At 67.5% G+C, this 21,683-nt stretch carries 20 protein-coding genes and 1 other RNA gene; 7 read left to right on the plus strand and 14 right to left on the minus strand.

Features of this window, described 5'->3' with window-relative positions:
• Position 1: 1 nt before the first annotated feature.
• The 7 genes from ACOGXA_RS07475 to trpD all read right to left on the minus strand — a co-directional run bounded on the left by ACOGXA_RS07475 (position 2) and on the right by trpD (position 6,780).
• Positions 2-1,177 carry an aminotransferase class I/II-fold pyridoxal phosphate-dependent enzyme gene (locus ACOGXA_RS07475; RefSeq protein WP_419926646.1) on the minus strand — a complete coding sequence of 392 codons (1,176 nt, stop codon included), beginning with the start codon at positions 1,175-1,177 and terminating at the stop codon, positions 2-4.
• A 29-nt stretch (positions 1,178-1,206) separates the two neighbouring features.
• Complete coding sequence (locus ACOGXA_RS07480) at positions 1,207-1,668, minus strand: SRPBCC family protein (protein WP_419926950.1); 462 nt, start codon at positions 1,666-1,668, stop codon at positions 1,207-1,209.
• Complete coding sequence (locus ACOGXA_RS07485) at positions 1,661-2,167, minus strand: hypothetical protein (RefSeq protein WP_419926647.1); 507 nt, start codon at positions 2,165-2,167, stop codon at positions 1,661-1,663. Before ACOGXA_RS07485 ends, ACOGXA_RS07480 begins: the two co-directional genes overlap by 8 nt.
• Positions 2,168-2,261: 94 nt before the next feature.
• Positions 2,262-3,404 carry a glycosyltransferase family 4 protein gene (locus tag ACOGXA_RS07490; protein ID WP_419926648.1) on the minus strand — a complete coding sequence of 381 codons (1,143 nt, stop codon included), beginning with the start codon at positions 3,402-3,404 and terminating at the stop codon, positions 2,262-2,264.
• A gap of 3 nt (positions 3,405-3,407) precedes the next feature.
• Positions 3,408-4,439, minus strand: a complete 1,032-nt coding sequence (queG, locus tag ACOGXA_RS07495) for a tRNA epoxyqueuosine(34) reductase QueG (protein ID WP_419926649.1) — start codon at positions 4,437-4,439, stop codon at positions 3,408-3,410.
• Positions 4,436-5,728: a hypothetical protein gene (locus ACOGXA_RS07500; protein WP_419926650.1), complete on the minus strand. Its 1,293-nt coding sequence runs from the start codon at positions 5,726-5,728 to the stop codon at positions 4,436-4,438. Before ACOGXA_RS07500 ends, queG begins: the two co-directional genes overlap by 4 nt.
• Positions 5,728-6,780, minus strand: coding sequence for an anthranilate phosphoribosyltransferase (gene trpD / locus ACOGXA_RS07505; protein ID WP_419926651.1), 1,053 nt, complete (start codon positions 6,778-6,780; stop codon positions 5,728-5,730). The genes ACOGXA_RS07500 and trpD overlap by 1 nt, the downstream gene beginning before the upstream one ends.
• A gap of 45 nt (positions 6,781-6,825) precedes the next feature.
• On the opposite strand from trpD, the gene ACOGXA_RS07510 reads away from it, so the two are divergent.
• Positions 6,826-8,265, plus strand: a complete 1,440-nt coding sequence (locus tag ACOGXA_RS07510) for an FGGY family carbohydrate kinase (RefSeq protein WP_419926652.1) — start codon at positions 6,826-6,828, stop codon at positions 8,263-8,265.
• A gap of 61 nt (positions 8,266-8,326) precedes the next feature.
• Positions 8,327-8,700, plus strand: an RNA gene (gene rnpB / locus ACOGXA_RS07515) — RNase P RNA component class A.
• Here rnpB and ACOGXA_RS07520 read toward each other — a convergent pair.
• The 6 genes from ACOGXA_RS07520 to ACOGXA_RS07545 all read right to left on the minus strand — a co-directional run bounded on the left by ACOGXA_RS07520 (position 8,694) and on the right by ACOGXA_RS07545 (position 15,294).
• Positions 8,694-9,194: a hypothetical protein gene (locus ACOGXA_RS07520; protein ID WP_419926653.1), complete on the minus strand. Its 501-nt coding sequence runs from the start codon at positions 9,192-9,194 to the stop codon at positions 8,694-8,696. The two genes, rnpB and ACOGXA_RS07520, sit on opposite strands and share 7 nt — an antisense overlap.
• Before the next feature lie 22 nt (positions 9,195-9,216).
• The gene (locus ACOGXA_RS07525) at positions 9,217-9,939 is read right to left on the minus strand and encodes a zinc ribbon domain-containing protein (RefSeq protein WP_419926654.1); all 723 of its coding nucleotides are present in this window, start codon (positions 9,937-9,939) and stop codon (positions 9,217-9,219) included.
• Positions 9,936-12,287 carry a transglycosylase domain-containing protein gene (locus ACOGXA_RS07530; protein ID WP_419926655.1) on the minus strand — a complete coding sequence of 784 codons (2,352 nt, stop codon included), beginning with the start codon at positions 12,285-12,287 and terminating at the stop codon, positions 9,936-9,938. Before ACOGXA_RS07530 ends, ACOGXA_RS07525 begins: the two co-directional genes overlap by 4 nt.
• A 98-nt stretch (positions 12,288-12,385) precedes the next feature.
• Positions 12,386-12,850, minus strand: a complete 465-nt coding sequence (locus ACOGXA_RS07535; protein WP_419926656.1) for a pyridoxamine 5'-phosphate oxidase family protein — start codon at positions 12,848-12,850, stop codon at positions 12,386-12,388.
• 40 nt (positions 12,851-12,890) lie between these two features.
• Positions 12,891-14,897 (minus strand): acetoacetate--CoA ligase, encoded by a 2,007-nt coding sequence (locus ACOGXA_RS07540; RefSeq protein WP_419926657.1) that lies wholly within the window; start codon positions 14,895-14,897, stop codon positions 12,891-12,893.
• A gap of 55 nt (positions 14,898-14,952) precedes the next feature.
• Positions 14,953-15,294, minus strand: a complete 342-nt coding sequence (locus ACOGXA_RS07545; protein WP_419926658.1) for a hypothetical protein — start codon at positions 15,292-15,294, stop codon at positions 14,953-14,955.
• Between the two features lie 66 nt (positions 15,295-15,360).
• Between ACOGXA_RS07545 and ACOGXA_RS07550 the strand changes: the two genes are divergently transcribed.
• Entirely contained in the window at positions 15,361-16,518 is a 1,158-nt protein-coding gene (locus ACOGXA_RS07550) for an amidohydrolase family protein (protein WP_419926659.1), read from the plus strand.
• On the opposite strand, the gene ACOGXA_RS07555 is transcribed toward ACOGXA_RS07550, so the two are convergent.
• On the minus strand, positions 16,496-17,608 hold the full coding sequence (locus ACOGXA_RS07555; protein ID WP_419926660.1) for a DUF1214 domain-containing protein: 1,113 nt from the start codon (positions 17,606-17,608) through the stop codon (positions 16,496-16,498). The genes ACOGXA_RS07550 and ACOGXA_RS07555 overlap by 23 nt on opposite strands.
• Positions 17,609-17,704: 96 nt before the next feature.
• On the opposite strand from ACOGXA_RS07555, the gene ACOGXA_RS07560 reads away from it, so the two are divergent.
• The 4 genes from ACOGXA_RS07560 to ACOGXA_RS07575 all read left to right on the plus strand — a co-directional run bounded on the left by ACOGXA_RS07560 (position 17,705) and on the right by ACOGXA_RS07575 (position 21,641).
• A complete protein-coding gene (locus tag ACOGXA_RS07560; protein WP_419926661.1) occupies positions 17,705-18,268 on the plus strand; it encodes a M48 family metallopeptidase in 564 nt (187 codons plus the stop codon).
• Positions 18,269-18,418: 150 nt separating this feature from the next.
• A complete protein-coding gene (locus ACOGXA_RS07565; protein ID WP_419926662.1) occupies positions 18,419-19,624 on the plus strand; it encodes a DegT/DnrJ/EryC1/StrS family aminotransferase in 1,206 nt (401 codons plus the stop codon).
• Positions 19,625-19,715: 91 nt separating this feature from the next.
• Complete coding sequence (locus tag ACOGXA_RS07570; protein ID WP_419926663.1) at positions 19,716-20,801, plus strand: Zn-dependent alcohol dehydrogenase; 1,086 nt, start codon at positions 19,716-19,718, stop codon at positions 20,799-20,801.
• A gap of 42 nt (positions 20,802-20,843) precedes the next feature.
• Complete coding sequence (locus ACOGXA_RS07575; protein ID WP_419926664.1) at positions 20,844-21,641, plus strand: SDR family NAD(P)-dependent oxidoreductase; 798 nt, start codon at positions 20,844-20,846, stop codon at positions 21,639-21,641.
• Positions 21,642-21,683 lie beyond the last annotated feature (42 nt).

The raw sequence follows: 21,683 nt of genomic DNA on the forward strand, positions 1-21,683 counted from the left end.
GCTAACCCAGCTTGGTCAGAGATTGGCGAAGCTGGCGGACGGCCTGCGCGGTGCGCTGCTCGTTCTCGATCAGGGCGAACCGCACATGCCCCTCTCCGCCGGGACCGAAGCCCACGCCGGGCGAAACCGCCACTCGGGCATCCCTAACCAGCCACGAGGCGAACTCCACCGACCCCATCTCCCGATAGGGCTCGGGGATCTTTGCCCACACGAACATGGTCCCCCTCGGCGGCGCCACTTCCCAGCCCAGGCGGTTCAGCCCCAAGCACAGGGCATCTCGGCGGCTCTGGTATATGTCGCACACCGCTTTGGGGTGGCCGGGGGCCTCGTTCAGGGTAACCGTTGCCGCGATCTGAATGGGCTGGAACGTGCCGTAGTCCAGATACGACTTGAGCTTGGCCAGCGCCGCCACCACCTGGGGGTTTCCCACCATGAACGCCACCCGCCAACCGGCCATGGAGAACGACTTGGTCATGGAGTAGAGCTCCACCGCAACGTCTTTGGCCCCTTCCACCTGCATGATGGACGGGGGCAGGTAGCCGTCGTATCCCAGGTCGGCGTAGGCGAAATCGTGGACCAGCAGCACATCGTGCTCTTTGGCGAAGGCCACCACTCCGGCCATGAACTCCAAGTCCACACACGTGGTGGTGGGGTTGTGGGGGAACGACAGCACGATGATGCGCGGCTTGGGCCACGAGTACCGCCAGCGCTCCTGCATGGTCCCGAAGAAATCGGTTCCCGTGCTCAGCGGGATCTCACGCACCTCGGCGCCGGCGAACAGCGGGGCGTACAGGTGGATCGGATAGGACGGCGACGGGACCAGGGCCGCGTCCCCCGGCTGGAGCAGAGTCCACATGAGGTGGGAGAAACCCTCTTTGGCCCCGATGGTGTTGATCACCTCGGTATCGGGATCGAGATACACCCCGAATCGCCGGGCATAGTAGCCGGCGACTGCCTCGCGCAGCTTGGGAATGCCCTTGCTGGCCGAATAGCGGTGGTTGCGGGGGTTGCCGGCCGCTTCGGCCAGCTTTTCCACCGCGATATCCGGCGACGGGAGGTCGGGATTGCCAAACCCCAGGTCGATGATGTCGTGGCCGGCGCGGCGGCCCTCCACCTTCAGATCATTGATGATGGTGAAGACATAGGGGGGCAGGTTGTTGATCCGACGGAACTCCACAACACCAATCTACTTTCCGAGACGCTGATCTACTGCGGTTTCCCGACACCGGATTCGGCCCGGCGGCGAAGGTTGTCCAGGGCGGTTCGCATGACCCGGGCCTCGGCTCTTCGCTTCACGAAACCAGGAAGGGGCATCACCATCTGGACGGCCAGGTGGTAGGTGACCTCGGTGCGATCCGGCTCGCCGGGCACCGGGTTGAAGCAGTATTCCCCGTCGAGGCGCCGGGTCAGGTCGCCCTGCACCAGCCGCCAGGACACCCGCAGCGGGTTGGATCCGTAGTAGTACTCCAGCAGGTAGTTGGTGCTGCGGCCCATGGCCGCGGCCCGAAACGACACCAAACCGCCCCGGCCGTCGTCATCCCGCCGGACCACCTCCACATTCTTCACCTCGGTGGCCCATTGGGGGTAGGACTCGAAATCGCACACCACCTCGAAACACCGCTGGGGCGATGCCTCGATGGAAATGCTCTTGGTGGCCTGGTCAAACATCGTCACCGTTCCTGCTGGGGTAGCCGCACTCTGAGGTTGTGCTGTCGGAGGGCCGTGGCGGGAAGGTTCCGTGCCTGGCCCCCCAGGCGCCCGACAAGCCCAGCGCATACACAGGCACCAGGATACCGAACGCGGCGGCGGTGAACGGGCGAACTGAGGCGGCGGCCAGCGCCACGGCCGCCTCGCAGGCCAGCGCGGCCATCATCGAGAGCCGCACCGAGCGGGGGGCGCAGCCAGCCAGGAAATACAGACCACCCACGCCTATCAGCTCGTAGCGGCTGCGGCCCAGGGCCCGTTGGTAGGCCCAGAGCATGGCCGCGCACCCGGCGGCCAGCAATCCGAGCGACACCACCGCCATGGGAACGGCCATCGGGTCGGGAGACACGGTGGCGGCGGCGGCCGTCGCGGTGAACGCACCGGTGCCTGTCCAGCACGCTCGAATGAGGCCCCGGCCCTCGACTCCCGAAGGAACCAGGCGTCCGGGCAAACCGGTGGACATCGCTCACCCTGCCCGACAGTCGCCCATTGCCAGCTCACCCTGCCCGACAGTCGCCCATCGCCAGCTCACCCTGCCCCACAGTCGCCCATCGCCATCAGCGGTGCCTTCCGCGGACGATGACCTCGGCGATCACGGTGCGAAGCCGCTCGGCCATGTGGTCGTAGGAGAACTCGGCCACCGCCCTCAGCCGGCTGTCCAGCCCCATCTGCTGGAGGCGAACCCGGTCCGACAGAAGGGCGTCCAGGGAGGCGATCACGCCATCGCGATGGCTGGGCCGGTCCACCACCAGGCCGGTCCTTCCGTGTTCCACCGCCTCGGCTGCCCCCCCGCTGTCTCCGGCCAACTGCGGCACTCCTGCGGCGGCCGCCTCCAAGAACACGATGCCGAAGCCCTCCTGCTCCAAGCCCCCCCAGCGCTGGCGGCACATCATGGCAAACACGTCGGCGCAGCCATAGAGGTCGGGCAGATCTGAGTCGGCCACCCGGTCGAGAAGGCGGGCAGGGGCGCCGGTGCGGCCTATGAGGCGGTCCAGCCGAGCCCGGTCGCGCCCCGCCCCGGCCACCGCCAGGGTGAGCCCCGGATGCCGGTCGGCCAGGCGGGCCGCCGCCGCGATCAGCACATCCATGCCCTTGCGAGGCACCAGGCGGCTGATCGACACCACGACCGGGGCGTAGGCGGGCAGCCCGAACCGATGGCGGGCTTCTCGCCGCTGGACGGCATCGAGGGGCTTGAAGCGCTCGATGTCCACGCCGGGGGGCACGATGACTGCGGGCAGCGGCCCGCCCGCGGCCCTTTCGGCCTCGACCACCGAATACCGGCCGGCGGTGACAACCACCTGCGCGCCGCGCAGCACTTGGGCCAAGAGCTGCCTGGTGCCGGGCAGCCGCCCTGGGACGGTCACCTCGGCACCGTGGAGAATCACGCCGTAGGGGTGGGGCAGGCGCGGGGCCAGCGCTCCCAGGGGAACAGCGGGGTCGTAGAGAACCAGCTCCGCTCCGATTTCAGCCACCAGCTTTGTGATCTCCTCAGCCATCTCCCGAGTGGGGAGAAGGAACTGGCGGGGAGAGCGCACTATCTGGTGGTCCTGCCGGGCATCCCATTCGGCGTCTCCGGGATGGGAGCGGGTCAGCACGCAGAACTCGTCGGGCGGCAGTCGGCGCCACAGCTCCCACAGGTAGTTCTGAATGCCCCCGAGCTTGGGGGGATAGTCGTTGGTGACCAGCAAGTGTCGGGCCATTGGTCAAACCGGCGCCGCTGCGCCCACGCCGAGGCGGCGGGCGGCCCAATCTGCGTGGCGCACCAGCATGGGGTCGGGATCCGACAGATAGCGGCCCACGGTTTCAACCACCTCGGGGTCGGCCCCCCGCCCAGAGTTGCCCAAAGCGACCAAAGCGTTGCGCCGCACGTAGCGGGGCTCGCGTCGGGGTATGTACCAACGGCCGTAGCGGGCCATCAGCTCATCGTCTTCCAACCCCAGCAGCTCAACCAGGTCCACCCACGCAGTGTCGTCGCCGACATCGCGAGCCGACGGCGTCTGCCGGTTGGGCGGGCACACTTCTTGGCAGTCGTCGCAGCCGTAGATCCGGTCGCCCAGGGCCTTGCGGAACTCGAGGGGGAAGTCCCCCTCGGCCTGCACCAGCCACGCCAGGCAGCGCCGGGAGTCAACGACGCCGGGGGCCACAATCGCCCCGGTCGGACAGCCGTCCAAACATCGCCGGCACGGCCCGCACTGATCGGGGACCGGCGTCGACGGATCAAGCACCGCGGTGGTGATGACCGAGCCCAGCACGAACCAGCTTCCATGCCCGGGCAACAAGATGTTGCTGTTCTTGCCGTACCATCCCAGCCCAGCCCGCCGAGCCGCCTCCCGATCCACCAAGGCGTTGTCGTCGGCCGCCACCGAAGCCTTGTGCCCAACACCGCGCAGCATCTCGGCTATGTGGCCCAGGGAGGCTCGCAGCTTGGCGTAGTGGTCGCTTCGGGCGTAGGCGGCCACCCGCCCCGCGGCCCGATCCGGCACCTCTGGGGTCGAACGCCGATACCCCTTGGCTCCCACTACCAAAGAGCGGGCACCGGGCACGGTCCGGGAGGGGTCGGTGGAACGGTCGGGGTTGCGATAGGTGAAGGCCATGCCTCCGTGCAGGCCCTGTTCCCGCCGCTCCAACAGCGCGACTCGGGTGGACTCGAACGGCTCGGCTGAGGCCACTCCAACGGCGTCGAGGCCCGCAGCCAAACCGGCTGCGATCACCTCATCGGCGTCGAGGGTGCTCACTGGCCCACGAATCCCAGGAAGCCGTCCTCGATCTCCATTTCAATTCCCATCAACATGAGCAGATTGCTGGGCTGCACCAGATTGGCCCCTAATTCCCGGGCGCTCTCTCGAACCCGGTTGTCGTGGGAGACCACCACTAGCGGCTGCCAGAACGGATAGTCGCGACACCACTTGATGATGACGTCGTCGGCCTCCACTCCCGGCTCTGAGAAATGGACTTTCGGCCCCAGCGAGCGAGCGGTGGTGGAGATGTAGTCGTAGTCGGTCTGGGTGCCGTCGAACACCACCACGATCTCGGCCTCAGGGTATCGGGCGCTCAATTCGTCGAGCTTTTGCAACAACCGCACCCGCTGCTCCCGCACCGGCATCTCCTGCCAGTTCTTGAAGGTCACGTTGTAACCGTCCACCAACATCACCACTTTGGGCGTCCGCAGCAGATGCTCGGCGGCCTCCACAGCCTCTTTGAGCACACCGGGAGGCAACGAGACCGGCGTCCGGCGGGTAAGCGGAGGCGGAGACTCGGCCTCGGCCTCGGCCGGGGGCTCGAACCCGGCCGCGCGGGCCAGCGCCAGCTCGCCCTCCGCGCCGGCCAGCCGCTGCTTGAGGCTGTCAACTTCGGCCCGGTGCTGCTCCCGGGCGCCCCGCAGCTCCTTCTTGAGCCGGTCGATCTGGGCCTGCGAACTCCTGAGCCTGGCCTCGGTGCGGGCCTCCGTGCGCTCCGCACGCTCCAAGGACTTGTGGGCATCGTCCCGCTCGGCCCGCATCCGGCTCATCTGTTCGGCCAGTTCTTTCGCCTTGTCGGCGGCCCGGCGGGCTTCGGTGCGAGCCTGGGTCGCTCCAGTTCGCGCCGCGTCGCGGTCGCGGTCGGACTTCTCCCGCTGACGCTCGGCCTTCTTCCGAGCGGATTCGGCCCGTTGCAGCTTCTGTTCAAGCGCCTGGGTGCTCTGGGCATCCGCGACCTGCTCCGACTCCTGTTCCGCAGCGGCGGCCAGTTCTGCGCACTCCTGCTCCCAGCCGTCCGGGCGGGCCAGCCACAGCCACCCGGCCCGGCCCGTCTTCTCCTCGTCGACGGCCTCTGCCATCCGCCTTCGGAACTCCTCGTCGCTCTCCACCACTTGGCGCACTTGGCCCAAAGCCCGCTCCGAGAACTTCTTGAATGTCAGGAGCTGCTTCAACCGCGTCGGCGGGTCCACCGGAGGCTTCTCCTTCTGCTGTTCCCGAGCCGCCTCCACTACGGCAATCAGTGCTTCCTTCAGCGCTTCACTTGTAGGACTATCTCCCGTTTCCATCATTCTTCCTCCTCGGTGCGGGCTCTGTTGGAGGCTAATACGAAGTTCTCAAGAACCCGCTTGGCCGAGCCGCGGTCGATAGATGCCGCGGCTGCCTCCAGCCCTTCTGGCAATGTGTCGGACACCTCGGCCACCACCAGGGCCGCAGCCGCATTGAGCGCCACGATATCCCGGTGCGCTCCCCCACCGCCGTCGAACACCCGGCGCAGGCAGTCGGCATTGACCGTGGCATCCCCTCCCCTCAGGTCATGTAGGGATGCCGGCGCCAAACCGAGCTCTGCTGGATCTACTGTGTGGCGGAGCGCATCGCCGTCGCGCAGCTCCCAAACATCGGTCGGGCCAGTGGTCGACAGCTCGTCCAAACCGTCGTGGCTGTGTACGACCATGGCCCGCTCCGAACCGGTGGCGGCCAGCACCTCCAGCATGATCTCAGCCATGGCCCGGTCGCTGGTTCCCACCAACTGGCGCCTGACCCCGGCCGGATTGGCCAGCGGTCCCAGAAAATTGAACACCGTGCCCACCCCCAATTCCCGGCGGGGCGGGCCGGCGTGGCGCATGGCCGGGTGGAATCGAGGCGCCAAGCAGAAACCGAAGCCGGTTTCAGCCACGCACCGGGCCACTCCGACCGGGCCGAGGTCGATGACCGCGCCTAGTTCCTCCAGCACATCGGCCGACCCGCACAGCGACGAGGCCGAACGGTTGCCGTGCTTGCACACTCTGGCCCCCGCGCCGACGGCTACCAGCGCCGCGGCGGTGGACACATTTATGCTGCCGCTGTTGTCGCCGCCGGTCCCGCAGGTATCGATGAGGCCGGCGGGGTTCAACGGGACTGATTCCGACGCCGCCCTCATGGCCGACAGCAACCCCACAAGCTCTTCCGCGGTCTCTCCCTTGGTACGCAGGCCAATGGCGAATCCCCCCATCTGCGCCGGTGTCGCCATCCCGCCCAGAATCTCGGTCATGGCCGCGTGGGCCACCTCCTCGACGAGATGCTCACCCCTCGTCAGCCGCCGGAATATCCCAGCCCACCCCCCGTGCTCATCGAGGCTCATTGTCTTAGTGTGGACCATCATCGCCGCCCTGCCACAATCTCTTTCATGAAGATCTGCGTTATCGATGTGGGCACCAGCAGCATCCGCTCGGCGGTGACCGACGGGCACCGGGTGACCTGCTTTCGCCAGCGGCGCACGCCGCCTGACTTGCCCGAGCCGGGACTGGTGGAGTTCGACGCCAACGAGATGGCCGGAGTCATCCTCCAGACCGCCACTGAGGTGATCGAAGAGGTGGGGGGCGTCGACGCCGTGGCTGTGACCAACCAGCGGGGATCGGCGGTGGTTTGGGACCGCCGAACCGGCGAACCAGTAGGCCCGGCCTTGGGCTGGCAGGATCTCCGCACCGTGGGCGAATGCCTGGGGTGGCAGGCCGAGGGGCTCCGGCTGGTGCCCAACGAGTCGGCCACCAAGCTGGTCTGGCTGCTCGACCAGCACGACCCCGACCGCACCCGGGACCTCTGTTTCGGCACCGTGGACACCTGGGCGGTGTGGTGCCTGTCGCAAGGCGCCAGCCATGTGGTGGACCCCTCCAACGCGGCCATGAGCGGGATGCTGGCCGATGACGGAAGCTGCTGGTCGGCCGAGATCACCGACAGGATCGGAGTTCCCCGCAGCTGCCTGCCCGAGATCGTGGACTCCACCGGAGTGGTGGGCACCGCCGCTGCCCTGCCCGGTGCCCCTCCGATCGCCGGGATCATCGGCGACCAGCAGTCATCGCTGATCGGACAGCGCTGCGTGCTCGAAGGACTGGCCAAGCTCACTTTCGGCACCGGCGCCTTCCTCGACGTGTGTACCGGCCCCGACCGGCCGATCTCAGACAAGCGCAGCGACCGGGGAACGTTCCCCATCGTGGCCTGGCAGGAAAGCGGGGCCATCGTTTGGGGGGTGGAGGCCATGATGATCGCCGCCGGGTCGAACATGAGCTGGCTGATCGACGACGCGGGCCTGCTGGCCGACGCGGCCGAGTCGGCCGAGTTGGCCGGCAGCGTGGCCGATTCTGGCGGGGTGGTGTATGTGCCGGCCCTGTACGGACTGGGCACTCCGCACTGGGACTTCGGCGCCCGGGCCGCGCTGTTCGGCATCACCGGGGGAACCACCGCGGCCCACATTGTGCGGGCGGTGTTCGACGGGGTGGCCCAGCGAGCCGCCGACTTGATGGAAGCGGCCGAGGCAGACAGCGGCTACCGCATTGAGCAGATCCGAGTGGACGGCGGGATGTCGCAGAATCCGGTGTTCATCCAGATCCTGGCCGACACCCTGGGCCGGACCGTGGAGTTGTGCCCGGTGCCGGAGGGCACTGCGCTGGGCGCGGCGGTGCTGGCCGGGCGGGCGCTGGGCCAGTGGTCGAGCTGGCAGGCGGTGGCCGAATCCTGGTCGCCCCGCGCGGTGGTCGAGCCGCAGGGGGCTGTGGACCGCGACCGCTGGCAAGATGCCGTGGAGCGGGCCTCCCGCTGGTACCCCGAGCTCTCCGATATCGGCCTTTAGGAATCAACCGCCAAAACCCCTTCGCCTCAAGATGGCGGGGCTGGCAGACTGGTTGCGACGGTGAGCCGGCCGGGTGGCCGCGGCGTCGGGGCCCGGGCTTTCGGGCCTCGGTGCCGAGGAAGGTCGGGACTCCGCAGGGCAACGGTGCTGGCTAACGGCCAGTCGGGGCGACTCGAAGGAAAGTGCCACAGAGAACAGACCGCCGATGGCCCGGTTTTCCGGGCACAGGCAAGGGTGAAACGGTGCGGTAAGAGCGCACCAGGGGCCGGGGCAACCCGGCTCGCTCGGCAAACCCCACCGGGAGCAAGGCCAAGCAGGGGACTAGGTGGCCCGCCGCCCCGCCAGGGGCAGTCCCCGGGTAGGCCGCATAGATGGATGGCCACCCACGGTCCGCGAGGACCTGGACAGAATCCCGCCTACAGGCCGGCTCACCGTCGGCGCCGCGTTGTACCCATCTGGGCTCGGTCGAGCCGACCCTGGGTACACAGCAGCCGCAGTCGCTGGCGGTCGGTGAGGCCGTAACGTCGCACCGCCCAAGCCCCTACGGCCAGGCCGACCAGCTCCAGGATTACGAGCACACCCAGCGGCCTGAACTCGGGCAAGTCGGCGCTGTCCACTGAAACCCCCAGCACGGGCCACCAGAACAGCTCGGTGCGGAGCCACGCCCCATCCAGCACCAGGTACATGAGCAGCCCGATGGGCAGGCCCAGCCAGCGGCGCCGGACCAGGCGGCGCCGGTGGGTTACCAGCATCACCACCACCAGAACCACCAGTGGGCCAAGCAGGATGTGCAGCGCCCACGGACCGCCGACCAGCAGTTCGACCACCGGCAGCACCGATCCGAGCATCACCACCCGGAAGTCCAGCACCGGAGAGTCGAACACCAGCGCCACCAGCACGAAGCTGAGGGCCGCGAACCAGAAGAACATCGGGCGGGTCTCGGCTAGGCCGCTAGGCGCGCACCAAGATGCGGCCGCATTCCTCGCAGTGGCATATCTCGTCGACCGGTGCGTGGCGGATGCGGTCGACCTCCATGGCCGACAGCGCCAAGTGGCAGCCTTCGCAGGTTCCGTTGCGAAGCCGGGCCACCGCCACTCCGCCCATGCTGGACCGCAGGCTCTCATATTTGGCCAGCGCCGCCTCCGCGATGTCGGCGGCCTGTGTGGAGCGGGCCGCGGCCTCCTGGTCGACCTCGGCCTGCACCACCGCCTCGGCCTCCTCGAGCCGGCGTTGGGCGGCGACCGCCTCGGCTTCGGCTGCTTCGAGGCTCGCCCCCAGGGCCTTCACCTGGGTGTCGATCTCCTCGATGGCCTCCATGAGCTCCAAGGCATCGCTCTCCATGGTGGAACAGCGGGCTCGCAGCCCGTCGACTTCCTCTTGGAGGGTCAGCAGTTCGCGAGTGCCGGTGACCTCCCCCGAGTACAGCCGGTCGCGATCCCGCTTGGCTCGGTCTTCCAGGGCAGCCAGTTCGTCCTCGTTCCGCTTGAGGATCCGCTGAAGCTCCAGCCGTTCGACCTGCATGGACTCCCGCTGTTCGAAGATCCTCTTGCAGTCCTGTTGGCGGGCGGCCAGCGCGGCCCTCTCGGGAAGGGTGCCGTGGCGGTGGCGGAGTTGGTCGATTCGGGTGTCATGATCCTGCACCGACAACAGGCGTTGGAATTGATCGTTGCTCACGGCTCGATACTAGGTTCAGCCGCGTCCTCGACATCAGGGCTGGAGCCGGGTTCGGCCGGCGCGCCGGGTTCGGCCGGCGACTCTGAGCCGGCCACCGATCCCACACAGGTGTCGACGATGCCGTCGTCATCGGCGTCGAAGGGGAACTGGCCGTCGGGGCACTCCACCTCGATTGACGAGGGGGTCCCGCAGTACAGCGGGATGGGCTCCCCGCCCTCCACCGCGAATTCGCTGAACCCGCAGGGCTCGACGCCCACGGTGATCAACAGGTCGACGCAGGTGTCGTGGGTGCCGTCGTCGTCGGTGTCCACCGGCACGATTACCGGCACGATCACCTCGGGGTCTTCGGGCGCGAGCGGTGTCGCGCAGGGCACGCCCACCGTGAACACGTCTTCCAACTCGATCAGGTCGCTGAGCCGAGGCTCGCCGGGACAGTTCGGGAAGTCCACCACAGCCCGGCCCTCGTGGTAGCTGGTCATGAACCGCCCCCAAGCCATCGCCGGATAGGAGCTGCCGGTCACCCGGCGCATGGGAATGCGCTCGTTGGGGTTGCCCAGCCACACCGCGGTGGCCAGATGAGGGGTGAACCCGACGAACCAGGCATCGGCCGACTCCTCGGTCGTGCCGGTCTTGCCCGCGGCAGTCTGGGCGGGCAGCTGGGCTCGGCGCCCGGTGCCGTTGATGACATTGTTCTCCAGCACATCGGTGGCCCAGCAGGCCGAGCGCGGCGACACCACCCGCTGGCCCGACAGCTCATGCTGGTAGAGCACATTGCCCTGGCGGTCGACAATCCGCTCGATGAAGTACGGCTCATAGCGGAATCCACCGGTGGCCATCACCCCGTAGGCGGACGCCATATCGATGGGGTGGACCTCCTCGGAGCCCAGCGGGAGCGACGCCACCGGCTCGAGTTCGGTGGTGATGCCCATCTTCGACGCGGTGTCGATGACCGGCCCAATTCCCGCTGCCCGCCCCAGCCGCAAGAACGCGCAGTTGGAGGAGACCCTGATCTGATCGGTGATGGTATCCACTTGGCCCGGGGAGCTGGCGAAGTTGTTGGCCACATAGGGGTCGGGGACGCCGCCGGGATTGGGAATCTGGCACGGTCCCCGCCCGCTGATCCGGTCGCTGGGCTGGTACCCCTGCTCGAACAGGGTCATCATCACGAACGTCTTGAACGCCGACCCCGGCTGCCGGGTGCCCTGGGTGGCCAGGTTGAACTCCTCTTCATCCTGGGCAAATCCTGGTCCGCCCACCACCGCTCGCACCGCCCCGGTATCGGGCTCGAGGGCGACGAGGGCCATGGTGGCCTCCACGCCGCCGTGTTCTCCCTCGTTGTACTCAACCAGGGTGGCGGCCACCGCGGCCTCGGCCTGTTGCTGGGCGACGGGGTCGAAGGTGGTGTGGATGCTGAGGCCGCCGTTGAATACCAGGTTGAAGCGATCCTCAGGACTCCCGCCCAGATACCGGGGGTCGTCTAGGAGCTGCTGTTTCACCTCCTCCACGAAGTAGCTCCTAGGGGGCAGTTCGATCTCGTCAATCTCGGTGGGCAGCGGCTGGAGGTGGAACAGGTCGGCCTGCTCCTGGGTGATATAGCCCAGCACGGCCAGCCGGTTCAGCACGATGCGCCGCTGGCGCAGGGCCCCCAAGGGGTTGTAGATGGGGTCATAGCCACTGGGGTTGCTGATGAGAGCAGCCAACAGCGCAGCCTCCCCCCAACCCAGATCGGCGGCGTCCAGCCCCCAGTACACCTCGGCGGCAGCCTGCACGCCGTAGGCGCCCTGACCGAAGTACACCGTGTTGAGATAGAGGTGGAGGATCTCGTCTTTGCCCATCTCCCGCTCCAGGCGCTTGGCCATGGCCATCTCCTGGAGCTTGCGCTCGGCCTCGACTTTGTTGCCCACCACCAGGTTCTTGATGAGCTGCTGGGTGATGGTGGACCCGCCCTGGGTGATGCCCCCGGCGCCGACGTTCTCGAGGCCGGCCCGGAATACCGCGCTGAGGTCGATGCCGGTGTGCAGGTAGAAGTTCTCGTCCTCGATGGCGATCACCGCGTGCCTCACCTGCTCGGAGATGTCGTCGAGATCCACCAGCCCCCGGTTCTCTACGTAGCTGAACACATCGATGATCCGGCGGTCGGCGTCGTAGACGTAGGAGCGGATGGACAGCTCGTTCAGGCTCACGTTCTCGGTGAGGTTCACTTCCACCGGGGTGGACTCCCACGACCTCAGCACATCGGCCGCCGGAGGCCATGCCACGAACAGGGTGGCGGCCAAGGCCAGCGCCAGCATGGGCATGAGCACCGCGAGCCGGAGCAGGTGGGACAGCCACCTCAGCAAGTCCTTCACCAGGCCCCCAACGCTACCGGCCGGTCAGTCGACAGTGGGCGCGCACTACCGGCGACGGTGCGGGCGCCCGGGCGGGCTCAGCAGGTGCCTCCCGGCCTTCAGTAGGAACCGCCCAGCTTGGTGTGGTCCCAGCTGATGGTCTTCTCGGCCTTGACCACGACTGCTGTGCGCTTCAAAGCCATGCCCTCAGCCGCTTTCGACAGCATTTCCCGTTCGATGTCGGGGTTGTTGCGGGCCATGACCTCCAAGGCGTAGCGGTGGACCATCTCGGGGTCGGTGTGCAGCTCGGCATGCCCGTTGATGGCCACGCCGCGGAGCTTGTCGTACTCGAGCCCGTCTTCCAGCAGCAGGGCGATGCGGCTGTCCCGCTCCAGGTTCTTGATCTTCTGCGACTTGGTGTAGGTCTCGAACACGATGTCGCCGTCCACCACCGCGAACCACAGGGTGCTGAGATGGGGGGTCCCGTCTTGGTTGATGGTGGCCACCTGGAGGCTCTTCTGCTCATCGATGAAGACTTCTAGCTCTTCGGGAGTGAGGCGGATCTTGTCGCGTCGCTTTGCCATGTTCTCAGCTTCGCATACCGAACATTGCCGCGGTCATTCATCAAGCAGCGCCCGGGCCCGCCGGACGATTGTCATTTGTGCGGAATTGGTCCAAGGCCTCGGGGTTGGCCAGTGCCTCGAGGTTGGCGATGGGCCGCCCGCAGATAGCGTCGCGCACGGCAAGCTCAACCGTCTTGCCGCTGCGGGTGCGGGGAATGTCATCCACCGCGCCGATCACCTCCGGCACATGCCTAGGAGTGGCGCCGGCTCGGATCTCTGCGCGGATGGCCGCCTCCAGATCGTCGTCGAGGACAACGCCGTCCGCCAGCTTCACGAACAGCACCACCCGGGTGTCGCCGCCGACCGGAGCTTCGCCTTCCTCGCCTGCTGCCGGAGTGTCGCCGTCAACCGGCTGGCCCACCACCACGCTTTCGACCACCTCGTCCATGGCGTCCACCAGGCGGTAGATCTCGGCGGTGCCGATTCGCACCCCGCCGGGGTTCAACGTGGCGTCGGAGCGGCCGGAGATCACGAAACCGCCGTGCTCGGTGGCGCAGATGTAGTCGCCCTGGTGCCAGCGGCCCTCGAACCGCCCGTAGTAGGCGGCGCGGTATCGCTCGTCGCCCCCCTTGCCCCAGAACCTCAGAGGCTGCGATGGGAACGGCGAAGCGCACACCAGCTCGCCGAATTGGCCCCGACCGAGCGGCGAGCCGTCACCGTCGAGCACTTGGATGTCGAGGCCCAGAGCGGGCCGCTGGATCTCACCCGACCACACCGGCCCGGTGGGGTCGCCGGCCACCAGGCAGCCGCACAGGTCGGTGCCTCCCGAGATGGAGGCCAAATGCACATCGTCTTTCACCTGGTTGTAGATGTATCCGAAAGCGCCGGGCGACAGCGGAGAGCCGGTCGAGCAGATGGTGCGCAGCGCGCCCAGGCTGTGGGTGCGGCGGGGCGAGACCCCGGCCTTGCGCAGTGAGTCGATATAGCGGGCCGACGTTCCAAACAGCGTGACCCCGGCGCGGTCGGCCAGGTCGAACAGGGTGTCCGGATGGGGATGCACGGGATTCCCGTCCCAGACCACCGCAGCAGCCCCCGAGGCCGGCGCCGAGGCCAGCCAGTTCCACATCATCCAGCCGGTGGTGGTGAAGTAGAACACCCGGTCGCCGGGGCGCACGTCGCAGTGCAGTTGGTGCTCGCACAGGTGCTTGAGCAGGATCCCGCCCGCCCGGTGCACGATGCACTTGGGCCGACCGGTGGTGCCCGAGGAGTACAGCACGTACAGCGGGTGGTCGAAGGGAAGCTGCTCGAATTGGATCGGCCCGGCGGGATGGGACTCGATCCAGGCGTCGAAGTCCACGGTGCCGCTGGGCGGGTCGTCGAGACCGGTGCGGTTCAGCACCACAGTGACCCCCACGGTGGGCAGGCCGGCTCGAATCTCAGCCAGGCGTTCTCGACAGTCGAACCGCTGGCCGCCGTAGGAGTATCCGTCAACCGCGATCAGGATCACCGGTTCGATCTGACCGAAGCGGTCGAGCACTCCGGCGGTGCCGAAGTCGGGCGAGGTGGATGAGAACACCGCACCGATCGATGCCGCGGCCAGCATCACGGCATAGGCCTCGACAACGTTGGGCATCCAGCACACCACCCGGTCGCCGGGGCCCACCCCCTGGGCTCGCATGGCCCCGGCCAGCCGGGACACCAGCGCCCGCAGTTCGCCTCGGCTGGTTTCGGAATAGTCGCCGGCCTCGTTGGCGAACACCATGGCGGTCTCGGCATCGTCGCCGGCCAGCAGGTTCTCGGCGAAGTTGAGCCGGGCCCCGTCGAAGAACCGCACGTCGGACATGTGCTCGGCCTCCACCACGCCCGCACTCCCCCGCTCTGAGGCCACCACCCCGCAGAAGTCCCACACCGCCGACCAGAAACCGCCCAGGTCTTCCACCGACCACCGGTGCAGCCTCTCGTATCCCCCGTCGGCCCCGACGTCGATCCCCACCCCGGCGGCAAATCGGGCCAGGTTGGTCTGGGCAGCTTGATCTGGATCGGGGGCCCATAGCGGCCGGCTGCTCATTTCCCCCTGCTCCCCGCACCATCAGACACCGGCAAACCGCGGTGGCACTCGAACCTCATGGCCAGACGATATTGGGCTCCGCCAGCCACCACCACCAGGCCGCGGCTGCGACCACTCCGGCCACGAGGGCGACGATGAAGGCCCGCTTGGCCAGCTTGCGCAGAAACACCAGCGTGGCCACCACGGCGACGACCACTGCCACCAGCGCCACTTCAGGATTGGTCGTGGCGAACTCGACCAGTTCGTCGGGGATCTGATCCCGAACATTTGCGGGCAAGCAGTCGAGAGCGCGCTCGGGGAGCTTGTCGATCACTCCGTTGCGCAGTTTTTCCAGCAGATCGGGGTCGACGCAGTCCAGCCCGTCGGGCAGCTCAGGTGTCTGACCCAGCAATTGCATCCCGACATTCTCCCCGACCGGCGGCCTGATTCCGCGCACCCCACTGTCGGCGGCCACAATTGGGGCATGGACGGCCTGATGATGATCTCTGCCGACTGCCACGCCAGTGCGCTGCCCGACACCTACCGGCAGTATCTGGATCCCGGCTTCGAAGACGCGTACGACCAGTGGCTCGGCGACACCGAAGGCAAAAAGAGGAGGAGGGCTGAGCACACCGGCGCGGCCATCTACAGCGAGCAAGCCCTAGAAGAATTCGGCACGATCGAGGAGGTGGCCGCCGGCGGCGTTGGCGGTGGCTGGGATTCGGCCCGGCGGCTGCGGGAGCTCGAGGCCGACGGGACAGTGGCCGAGGTGCTGTATCCCGGAGCGGGCGACCCTTCGGTGACACCCTTCGACGTTGGACTAATGACCTATCAGTACGATCAGGACCCGGCCCTGTGGCTGGCCGGATGCCGGGCCTACAACCGCTGGCTGGGCGACTTCTGCAACGAAGCCCCCGGGCGCCGGGCCGGAGTGGGCCTGATCACAGTGGACGACATCGAAACCACAGTGGCCGAGATCCAACAGATGCGAGATCTGGGGCTTTTCGGGGGCGTGCTGCTGTGCAGCGGCACCGGCGACAACCCGCTGTACAACCACCCCCGATATGAGCCGGTGTGGGCGGCCAGCGCGGATGAGGAGCTGCCGGTTCACACCCACTCCGGCTGGACCCCCAACTACGGAGATTTCACCGGCTCGCTGGGCATCTTCCTTACCGAAATCAGCTGGTATGCCCACCGCCCGTTCTGGCTGCTCATGTGGTCGGGCGCCTTCGAGCGCCACCCCCGACTTCGCATGGTGATGAACGAGCAGGGGTCTACCTGGGCCCCGGCAACGCTGGACGAGTTGGACCACTTCTACGAGCTGGGAATGTTCGACCAACTCCGACGAGACCTGACGCTCAAGCCGAGCGAGTACTTTCGCCGCCAGGTGTTCCTAGGGGCAGGCTTCACCGATCCCGGTGAAGTGGAGGTGGTGGATCTGCTTGGCGCCGAACAGATGATGTGGGGCTCCGACTACCCCCATATCGAGGGCACGTGGCCCCACTCTCAGGAGATGCTGGTCGAGCAGTTCGCCGAGCGGCCTGGCGGCGAACTGGCCCAGCTGGTGGGGGGCAACGCCGCCGACCTCTACGGGTTCGACGTCGATGCCTTGAGCGCGCTCAGCGCAGATCTGAGAGCTTGACCAACTCCGGTTCGATCCGCTCCACGTTTCCGGTGGGGAGGAAGAACCGCCAGAAGATGCTGCCGGAGGGGCGGCCCTCGGTGTCCAGCCAGTTGTACACACCGGGATCTTCGTGGGCGATGACCATCTTGAACGAGCCGTCGGCCTCCAAGGTGGTGTTGGCCCGGTTGCGGCTGGTGACACGGTTGGCGTAGTCGTAGGTCTGGCCAGCCGCGTTCCACAGGCACACGTTGCCGAACTTGCACTCCGGCCAGCGCCCGGTCATCACCAGGGCCTCGTCGGGGCCGAGCACATACCGGCCCAGGGTGTAGTAGGCGTCGAAGGCCGCGAAACCCATGGTGCCGGGGGGCTGGGGGTCGGGAAGCACGTTGGGCTCGCGGCTGACCCACGTCGGCATGGGGTAGGTGCCGGGGATGGGCTGTTGGAGGGTTTTGCCCAGCACGTGGTTGTTGACCCGGTTGATGGCCTCGGCCACCGTCTCGTCGGTCCACCGCGTGGCCGGGCCCACCGGCGACAGGCACTCGATGGTGAGGGGAATGTGGAGCGACTCGTCGGCCGCGGCCGGTTTGGGTACCTCGAAGTAGTGCCGGGTGGTGATCCGGCCCGCGTCGGGGGGCAGGTCCAGCCAATTGCGATCCCGGGGCTCGCCGCCCAAGAACACCTCGTAGTTGCCGTCGGCGTCCACGTCGATGTCATCGTCGTTGAGCACGCCGCCGGTGCCGGTGGCGTACTTGCCGTCGGCAGAGCCCAGCTCCACGGTGAACGACGTGTAGACCGCGCCGGTCAGATTCCCCGTGACCCGGTAGGCCAGGTCGCCGCTAACCGGGGCCTCGAAGTACACCGCATCGGCGTTGTCGCCGGTGAACTTGCGGGTGGGCGACACGATTCGGCGCCACACCGGCCGCTCGGGGTCGAATTCGGCGTGGGAGAATAATGCCGACTGGAGGATGTGCAGCACCAGGCGGTGGCTGTCGGCAATGTCCTGGTCGCCGGACACCCCCCATTCCTCGCCGCAGAAGCGTTCGCTTGCCTCCGACAGGGCGTCAACCATCTCGGACCACGCCGCCTGGGTCTTGGTTTGATCGGCCATTTCAATCTCCCCCTTGGTTTTCGCCGGACGTTACCGCGCCCGCTTGGACTCGCCACCATCCACCAAACCGTCATCTCTCGTGGGTATGGTCGCAGCGTGAGTTCGACCCTCTTGGACCCGGCTTTGGGCGCTGCCGTTGACGCCGTCCCAGAGGCGCTGCCCCGGCTGCCAGTCCGCGTCATCCGCAGTCCAAAGCGCCGGAAGACGGCTGCGGCCAAGATCCAGCCCGACTGCATCGAGGTGCGGGTTCCCGCGGGGATGACCCCCGATGCCGAGGCCGAAATGGTGGCCAGTCTGGTTGTTCGCCTGGAGCGCAAGCGAGTCGCCGAAGCCGGCGGGGTGAACCTGGCCGAGCGCGCCGCCAAGCTGGCCCAGCGTTACGGCCTTCAGCCTCCGGTGTCGATCACCTGGGCCGAGCAGAACGACCGCTGGGGGTCGTGTACCTCGGCCCGGGGCACCATCCGCATCTCCACCCGCTTGGCCCGGGTACCCGGGTGGGTGCTCGACGCAGTCATCGTCCACGAGATCGCCCATCTCCACGAGCCCAACCACAGCCCCGCCTTCTGGGAGTTGGCCAACCGCTTCCCCCGCCAAGAGCGCGCCTCCGGCTTTTTGGAAGCCATGTCCGCCGGCCACTCCGACCCCTGCCACACAGTTTGAGCGCCACGCTGTCGGAGCGCCACGCTGTCTGAGGGCAACACTGTCTGAGCACCACGCTGTTTGAGCGCAATTTGCCGACCAGTTCGGCAAAGGCTTGGCCCGCTGCGCTGATCATGGCTCCACAACGCGGGTAGGGCAGACTGAGGGCTGATGGGCGAGCGGATCTTCTATGCGGCCAGTGTTCACGATGAGGCCGAGATCGAAGCCGTGGTGGAGGTGCTGCGGGGCGGGGCAGCGGCCCTGTGGCCGGGGCGCAATGTCACCGCTTTCGAATGGGCGGTGGCTGAGCGGTTCGGCAAGCAGAGGGGGCTCATGTGCAACTCTGGCTCATCGGCGCTGTATCTGGCGGTGGAGCTGGCCGACCTGCCCCCGGGCAGCGAGGTGATCACCGCGGCGGTGACGTTCTCCACCGATGTGGCCCCGTTGGTGCGGGCCGGGCTGGTGCCGGTGTTCGCCGATGTGGACCCCGACACCTACCAGATCGACATCGACTCCATTGAGGCCCTGGTCGGCCCCGACACCAGGGCCATCTTGGCCCCCAACCTGATTGGCAACGCCCCCGACTGGGACGCCATCCGGACCATCGCCGACCGCCACGGGCTGTTCGTCATCGAGGATAGCTGCGATGCCCTGGGGCCGACACTGCGGGGAACCCCCACCGGCGCCCGCAGCGACCTGACGGTCACCAGCTTCGCCTCGTCGCACATCATCACCTGCGCCGGAGGCGGCGGCATGGTGCTGCTCGACGACGAGGGCCTGCGGGATCGGGGCCTTTTGCTGCGGCGCTGGGGACGGCGCTCCGAGCTTCACTTCTACGGGTCCAAGCGCCGAAACCGAGACTTCTGGGAGGACCTCGACGGCATCCACTACGACAACCAGTTCATCTTCGACGAACTGGCCTGGAACTTCGAGCCCTCCGAGATCGGCGCCGCCTTCGGTCGCCAACAGCTCGGCAAAGTGCCCCAGAACTTCGCCCGCCGCACCCGCAGCTTCGATCTCTACACCGACTTTTTCTCCGCCCACGCCGACCGCTTCCGCCTCCCCCGCCAGACCGAGGGGCTGGAGACCGCCTGGCTGTGCTACCCGCTCACCATCGCCACCGACGCCGGCTTCGCGCGGGCCGATCTGCAAGCCCACCTTGACGGCAACGGCGTGGACACCCGCACGGTGTGGACCGGCAACGCCGCCCGCCAGCCGTTCATGGCCGGTGTGGACTTCCGACAGCCCGCCGGAGGTCTGCCCAGCGCCGACGCCATCATGGAGCGGGGCGTGGTGCTCCCCATGAACCACTCCCTAGACGACGACGACATCGGCTACGTGATCAGCCTCGTAGACGACTTCCTGGCCGGTCTCTAGCCAATCTCCAAAAGCTGCCCCGCCGCTCGGACACTGCCGACACGGCCGGGCGCGTTTACTCTTTCCAAAAGCCAAAACCAAGGAGAACCCCATGCGCGGCGCCGTTTTGCACACCAGCCCCGGCGAGTTGGTCGTCGAGAACCTGACCGTCGACAAGCCGAATCCCAACGAGGTGCTCATCAGCACCACCCACGCCGGGCTGTGCCACTCCGACCTGCACTTCATGGACGGCCACTGGCCGGTGGCGGAGTCGATGGTCATGGGCCACGAGTCGGCCGGGGTGGTGGCCGCGGTGGGCGAGGACGTGACCTACGTGAAGCCCGGCGACCACGTCATCACCTGCGTGTCCATGTGGTGCGGAGTTTGCCGCATGTGCCTCGACGGCAAGCCCTACCTGTGCCTCGACGGCGACACCATGCGCTCGGGCCGCCCCACCCCCTCGCTTAGGTTCGACGACGGCCGAAGCTGCATCGCCTTCGCCGGGCTAGGATCGTTCGCCGAGGAACTGCTGGTGCATGAGCGGGGAGTGGTCAAGATCCGCGACGACATGCCGCTGGACCGGGCCGCGCTCGTCGGCTGCGGGGTCACCACCGGGTTGGGCGCAGTCATGCGCTCCGCAGCGGTGCCTGCGGGGTCGAGCGTGGTGGTGATCGGCTGCGGCGGCATCGGCCTGTCGGCCGTGCAGGGGGCCCGCATCGTGGGGGCCACGCCCATCATCGCCGTAGATCTGGTGGCCTCCAAGCTGGAGATGGCCAGCACCGTTGGCGCCACCCACACGGTCAACGCCTCCGAGGTTGATCCTGTGGCTGCGGTCCATGAGATCACCGGGGGCGGGGCCGACTACTCCTTCGAGGCCATCGGGCTGTCGGCCACCGCCGAGCAGGCTTGGGCCATGATCGGCGTCGGCGGCACAGCCACCATAATCGGCATGCTGCCCATGACCAGCCAGGTGACCATCCCCGGCGGGGAGATCATCTTGAGCGAGAAGAAACTCCAGGGGTCTCTCATGGGCGGCAACCGCTTCCGCCTGGACATGCCCAAGTTCATCGACCTCTACCTCGACGGGCGCCTCAAGCTCGACGAGATGGTGTCGGCCACCATCGACATCACCGAGGTGAACGACGGCTATGCGGCCATGAAGGCCGGCGAGACCCTGCGCTCGGTCATCGCTTTTTGACCTCCCCCTCTTCCGCAATCGATATCTGAAAGGAGCACGACCATGGGACAACTCGACGACCGCGTGGCGGTGGTAACCGGCGGAGGCGACGGCATCGGCCGCGGGATCTGCCGCCGGTTCGCTGCTGAGGGGGCCCGACTCCTGGTCACCGATATCGACAACGCGGCCGCCGAGCGGGTGGCCGGCGAGCTGCACGACGAGTTCGGCGCCGACGCCCGGCCGCTGCGGGCAGACGTGGCCGACAAGGCCGAGGTGCTGGCCATGGTGGACGCCGCGGTGGATCACTGGGGCCGCCTCGACGTGCTCATCAACAATGCCTGGGGCGGCGGGGAGCTGTGCCGGGTGGAGGTGAAGACCGACCAGCTCATGGACGATGCCATACATGTGGGGCTGTACGGCCCGCTGTGGGCCATGCAGGCTGCGTTTCGGGTCATGCGGGATCAGCAGTACGGCCGGATCGTGAACCTGTGCTCGCTCAACGGGGTGAACGCCCACATGGGCACGCTGGAGTACAACTGCGCCAAGGAGGCGCTGCGGACCCTCAGCCGCACTGCGGCCCGGGAGTGGGCCCCCTACGGCATCGTGGTGAACGTGATCTGCCCGGGGGCCAAGACCGCGTCGGCTCGCCGGGTAGAGCAGATGATGCCCGATCTCATCCGCAACGCCGAGGCGGCCAACCCCATGGGCCGGATGGGCGATCCCGAGGGAGACATCGCCCCAGTGGCGTTGTTCTTGTCGACCGAGGACGCCCAATACCTCACCGGCAACACCCTGTACGTGGACGGCGGCAGCCACATCAACGGGGCCAACTGGGCCCCCGACATGCCCGAGACTGCATAGCGCCGACACCGCCGGCGTCGGACCGAGGCACCGTGAACAGCA

This window comes from Candidatus Poriferisocius sp., assembly GCF_965208475.1.
Classification (GTDB): Bacteria; Actinomycetota; Acidimicrobiia; order Acidimicrobiales; family Bin134; genus Poriferisocius.

Bases quoted from the DNA above. Each gene is read 5' to 3' on its own strand.
- ACOGXA_RS07480 (WP_419926950.1), bottom strand. From the start codon at position 1,668: ATGTTTGACCAGGCCACCAAGAGCATTTCCATCGAGGCATCGCCCCAG.
- ACOGXA_RS07485 (WP_419926647.1), bottom strand. From the start codon at position 2,167: ATGTCCACCGGTTTGCCCGGACGCCTGGTTCCTTCGGGAGTCGAGGGC.
- ACOGXA_RS07490 (WP_419926648.1), bottom strand. From the start codon at position 3,404: ATGGCCCGACACTTGCTGGTCACCAACGACTATCCCCCCAAGCTCGGG.
- ACOGXA_RS07500 (WP_419926650.1), bottom strand. From the start codon at position 5,728: ATGGAAACGGGAGATAGTCCTACAAGTGAAGCGCTGAAGGAAGCACTG.
- trpD (WP_419926651.1), bottom strand. From the start codon at position 6,780: ATGAGCCTCGATGAGCACGGGGGGTGGGCTGGGATATTCCGGCGGCTG.
- ACOGXA_RS07510 (WP_419926652.1), top strand. From the start codon at position 6,826: ATGAAGATCTGCGTTATCGATGTGGGCACCAGCAGCATCCGCTCGGCG.
- ACOGXA_RS07520 (WP_419926653.1), bottom strand. From the start codon at position 9,194: ATGTTCTTCTGGTTCGCGGCCCTCAGCTTCGTGCTGGTGGCGCTGGTG.
- ACOGXA_RS07535 (WP_419926656.1), bottom strand. From the start codon at position 12,850: ATGGCAAAGCGACGCGACAAGATCCGCCTCACTCCCGAAGAGCTAGAA.
- ACOGXA_RS07540 (WP_419926657.1), bottom strand. From the start codon at position 14,897: ATGAGCAGCCGGCCGCTATGGGCCCCCGATCCAGATCAAGCTGCCCAG.
- ACOGXA_RS07545 (WP_419926658.1), bottom strand. From the start codon at position 15,294: ATGCAATTGCTGGGTCAGACACCTGAGCTGCCCGACGGGCTGGACTGC.
- ACOGXA_RS07550 (WP_419926659.1), top strand. From the start codon at position 15,361: ATGGACGGCCTGATGATGATCTCTGCCGACTGCCACGCCAGTGCGCTG.
- ACOGXA_RS07555 (WP_419926660.1), bottom strand. From the start codon at position 17,608: ATGGCCGATCAAACCAAGACCCAGGCGGCGTGGTCCGAGATGGTTGAC.
- ACOGXA_RS07565 (WP_419926662.1), top strand. From the start codon at position 18,419: ATGGGCGAGCGGATCTTCTATGCGGCCAGTGTTCACGATGAGGCCGAG.
- ACOGXA_RS07570 (WP_419926663.1), top strand. From the start codon at position 19,716: ATGCGCGGCGCCGTTTTGCACACCAGCCCCGGCGAGTTGGTCGTCGAG.
- ACOGXA_RS07575 (WP_419926664.1), top strand. From the start codon at position 20,844: ATGGGACAACTCGACGACCGCGTGGCGGTGGTAACCGGCGGAGGCGAC.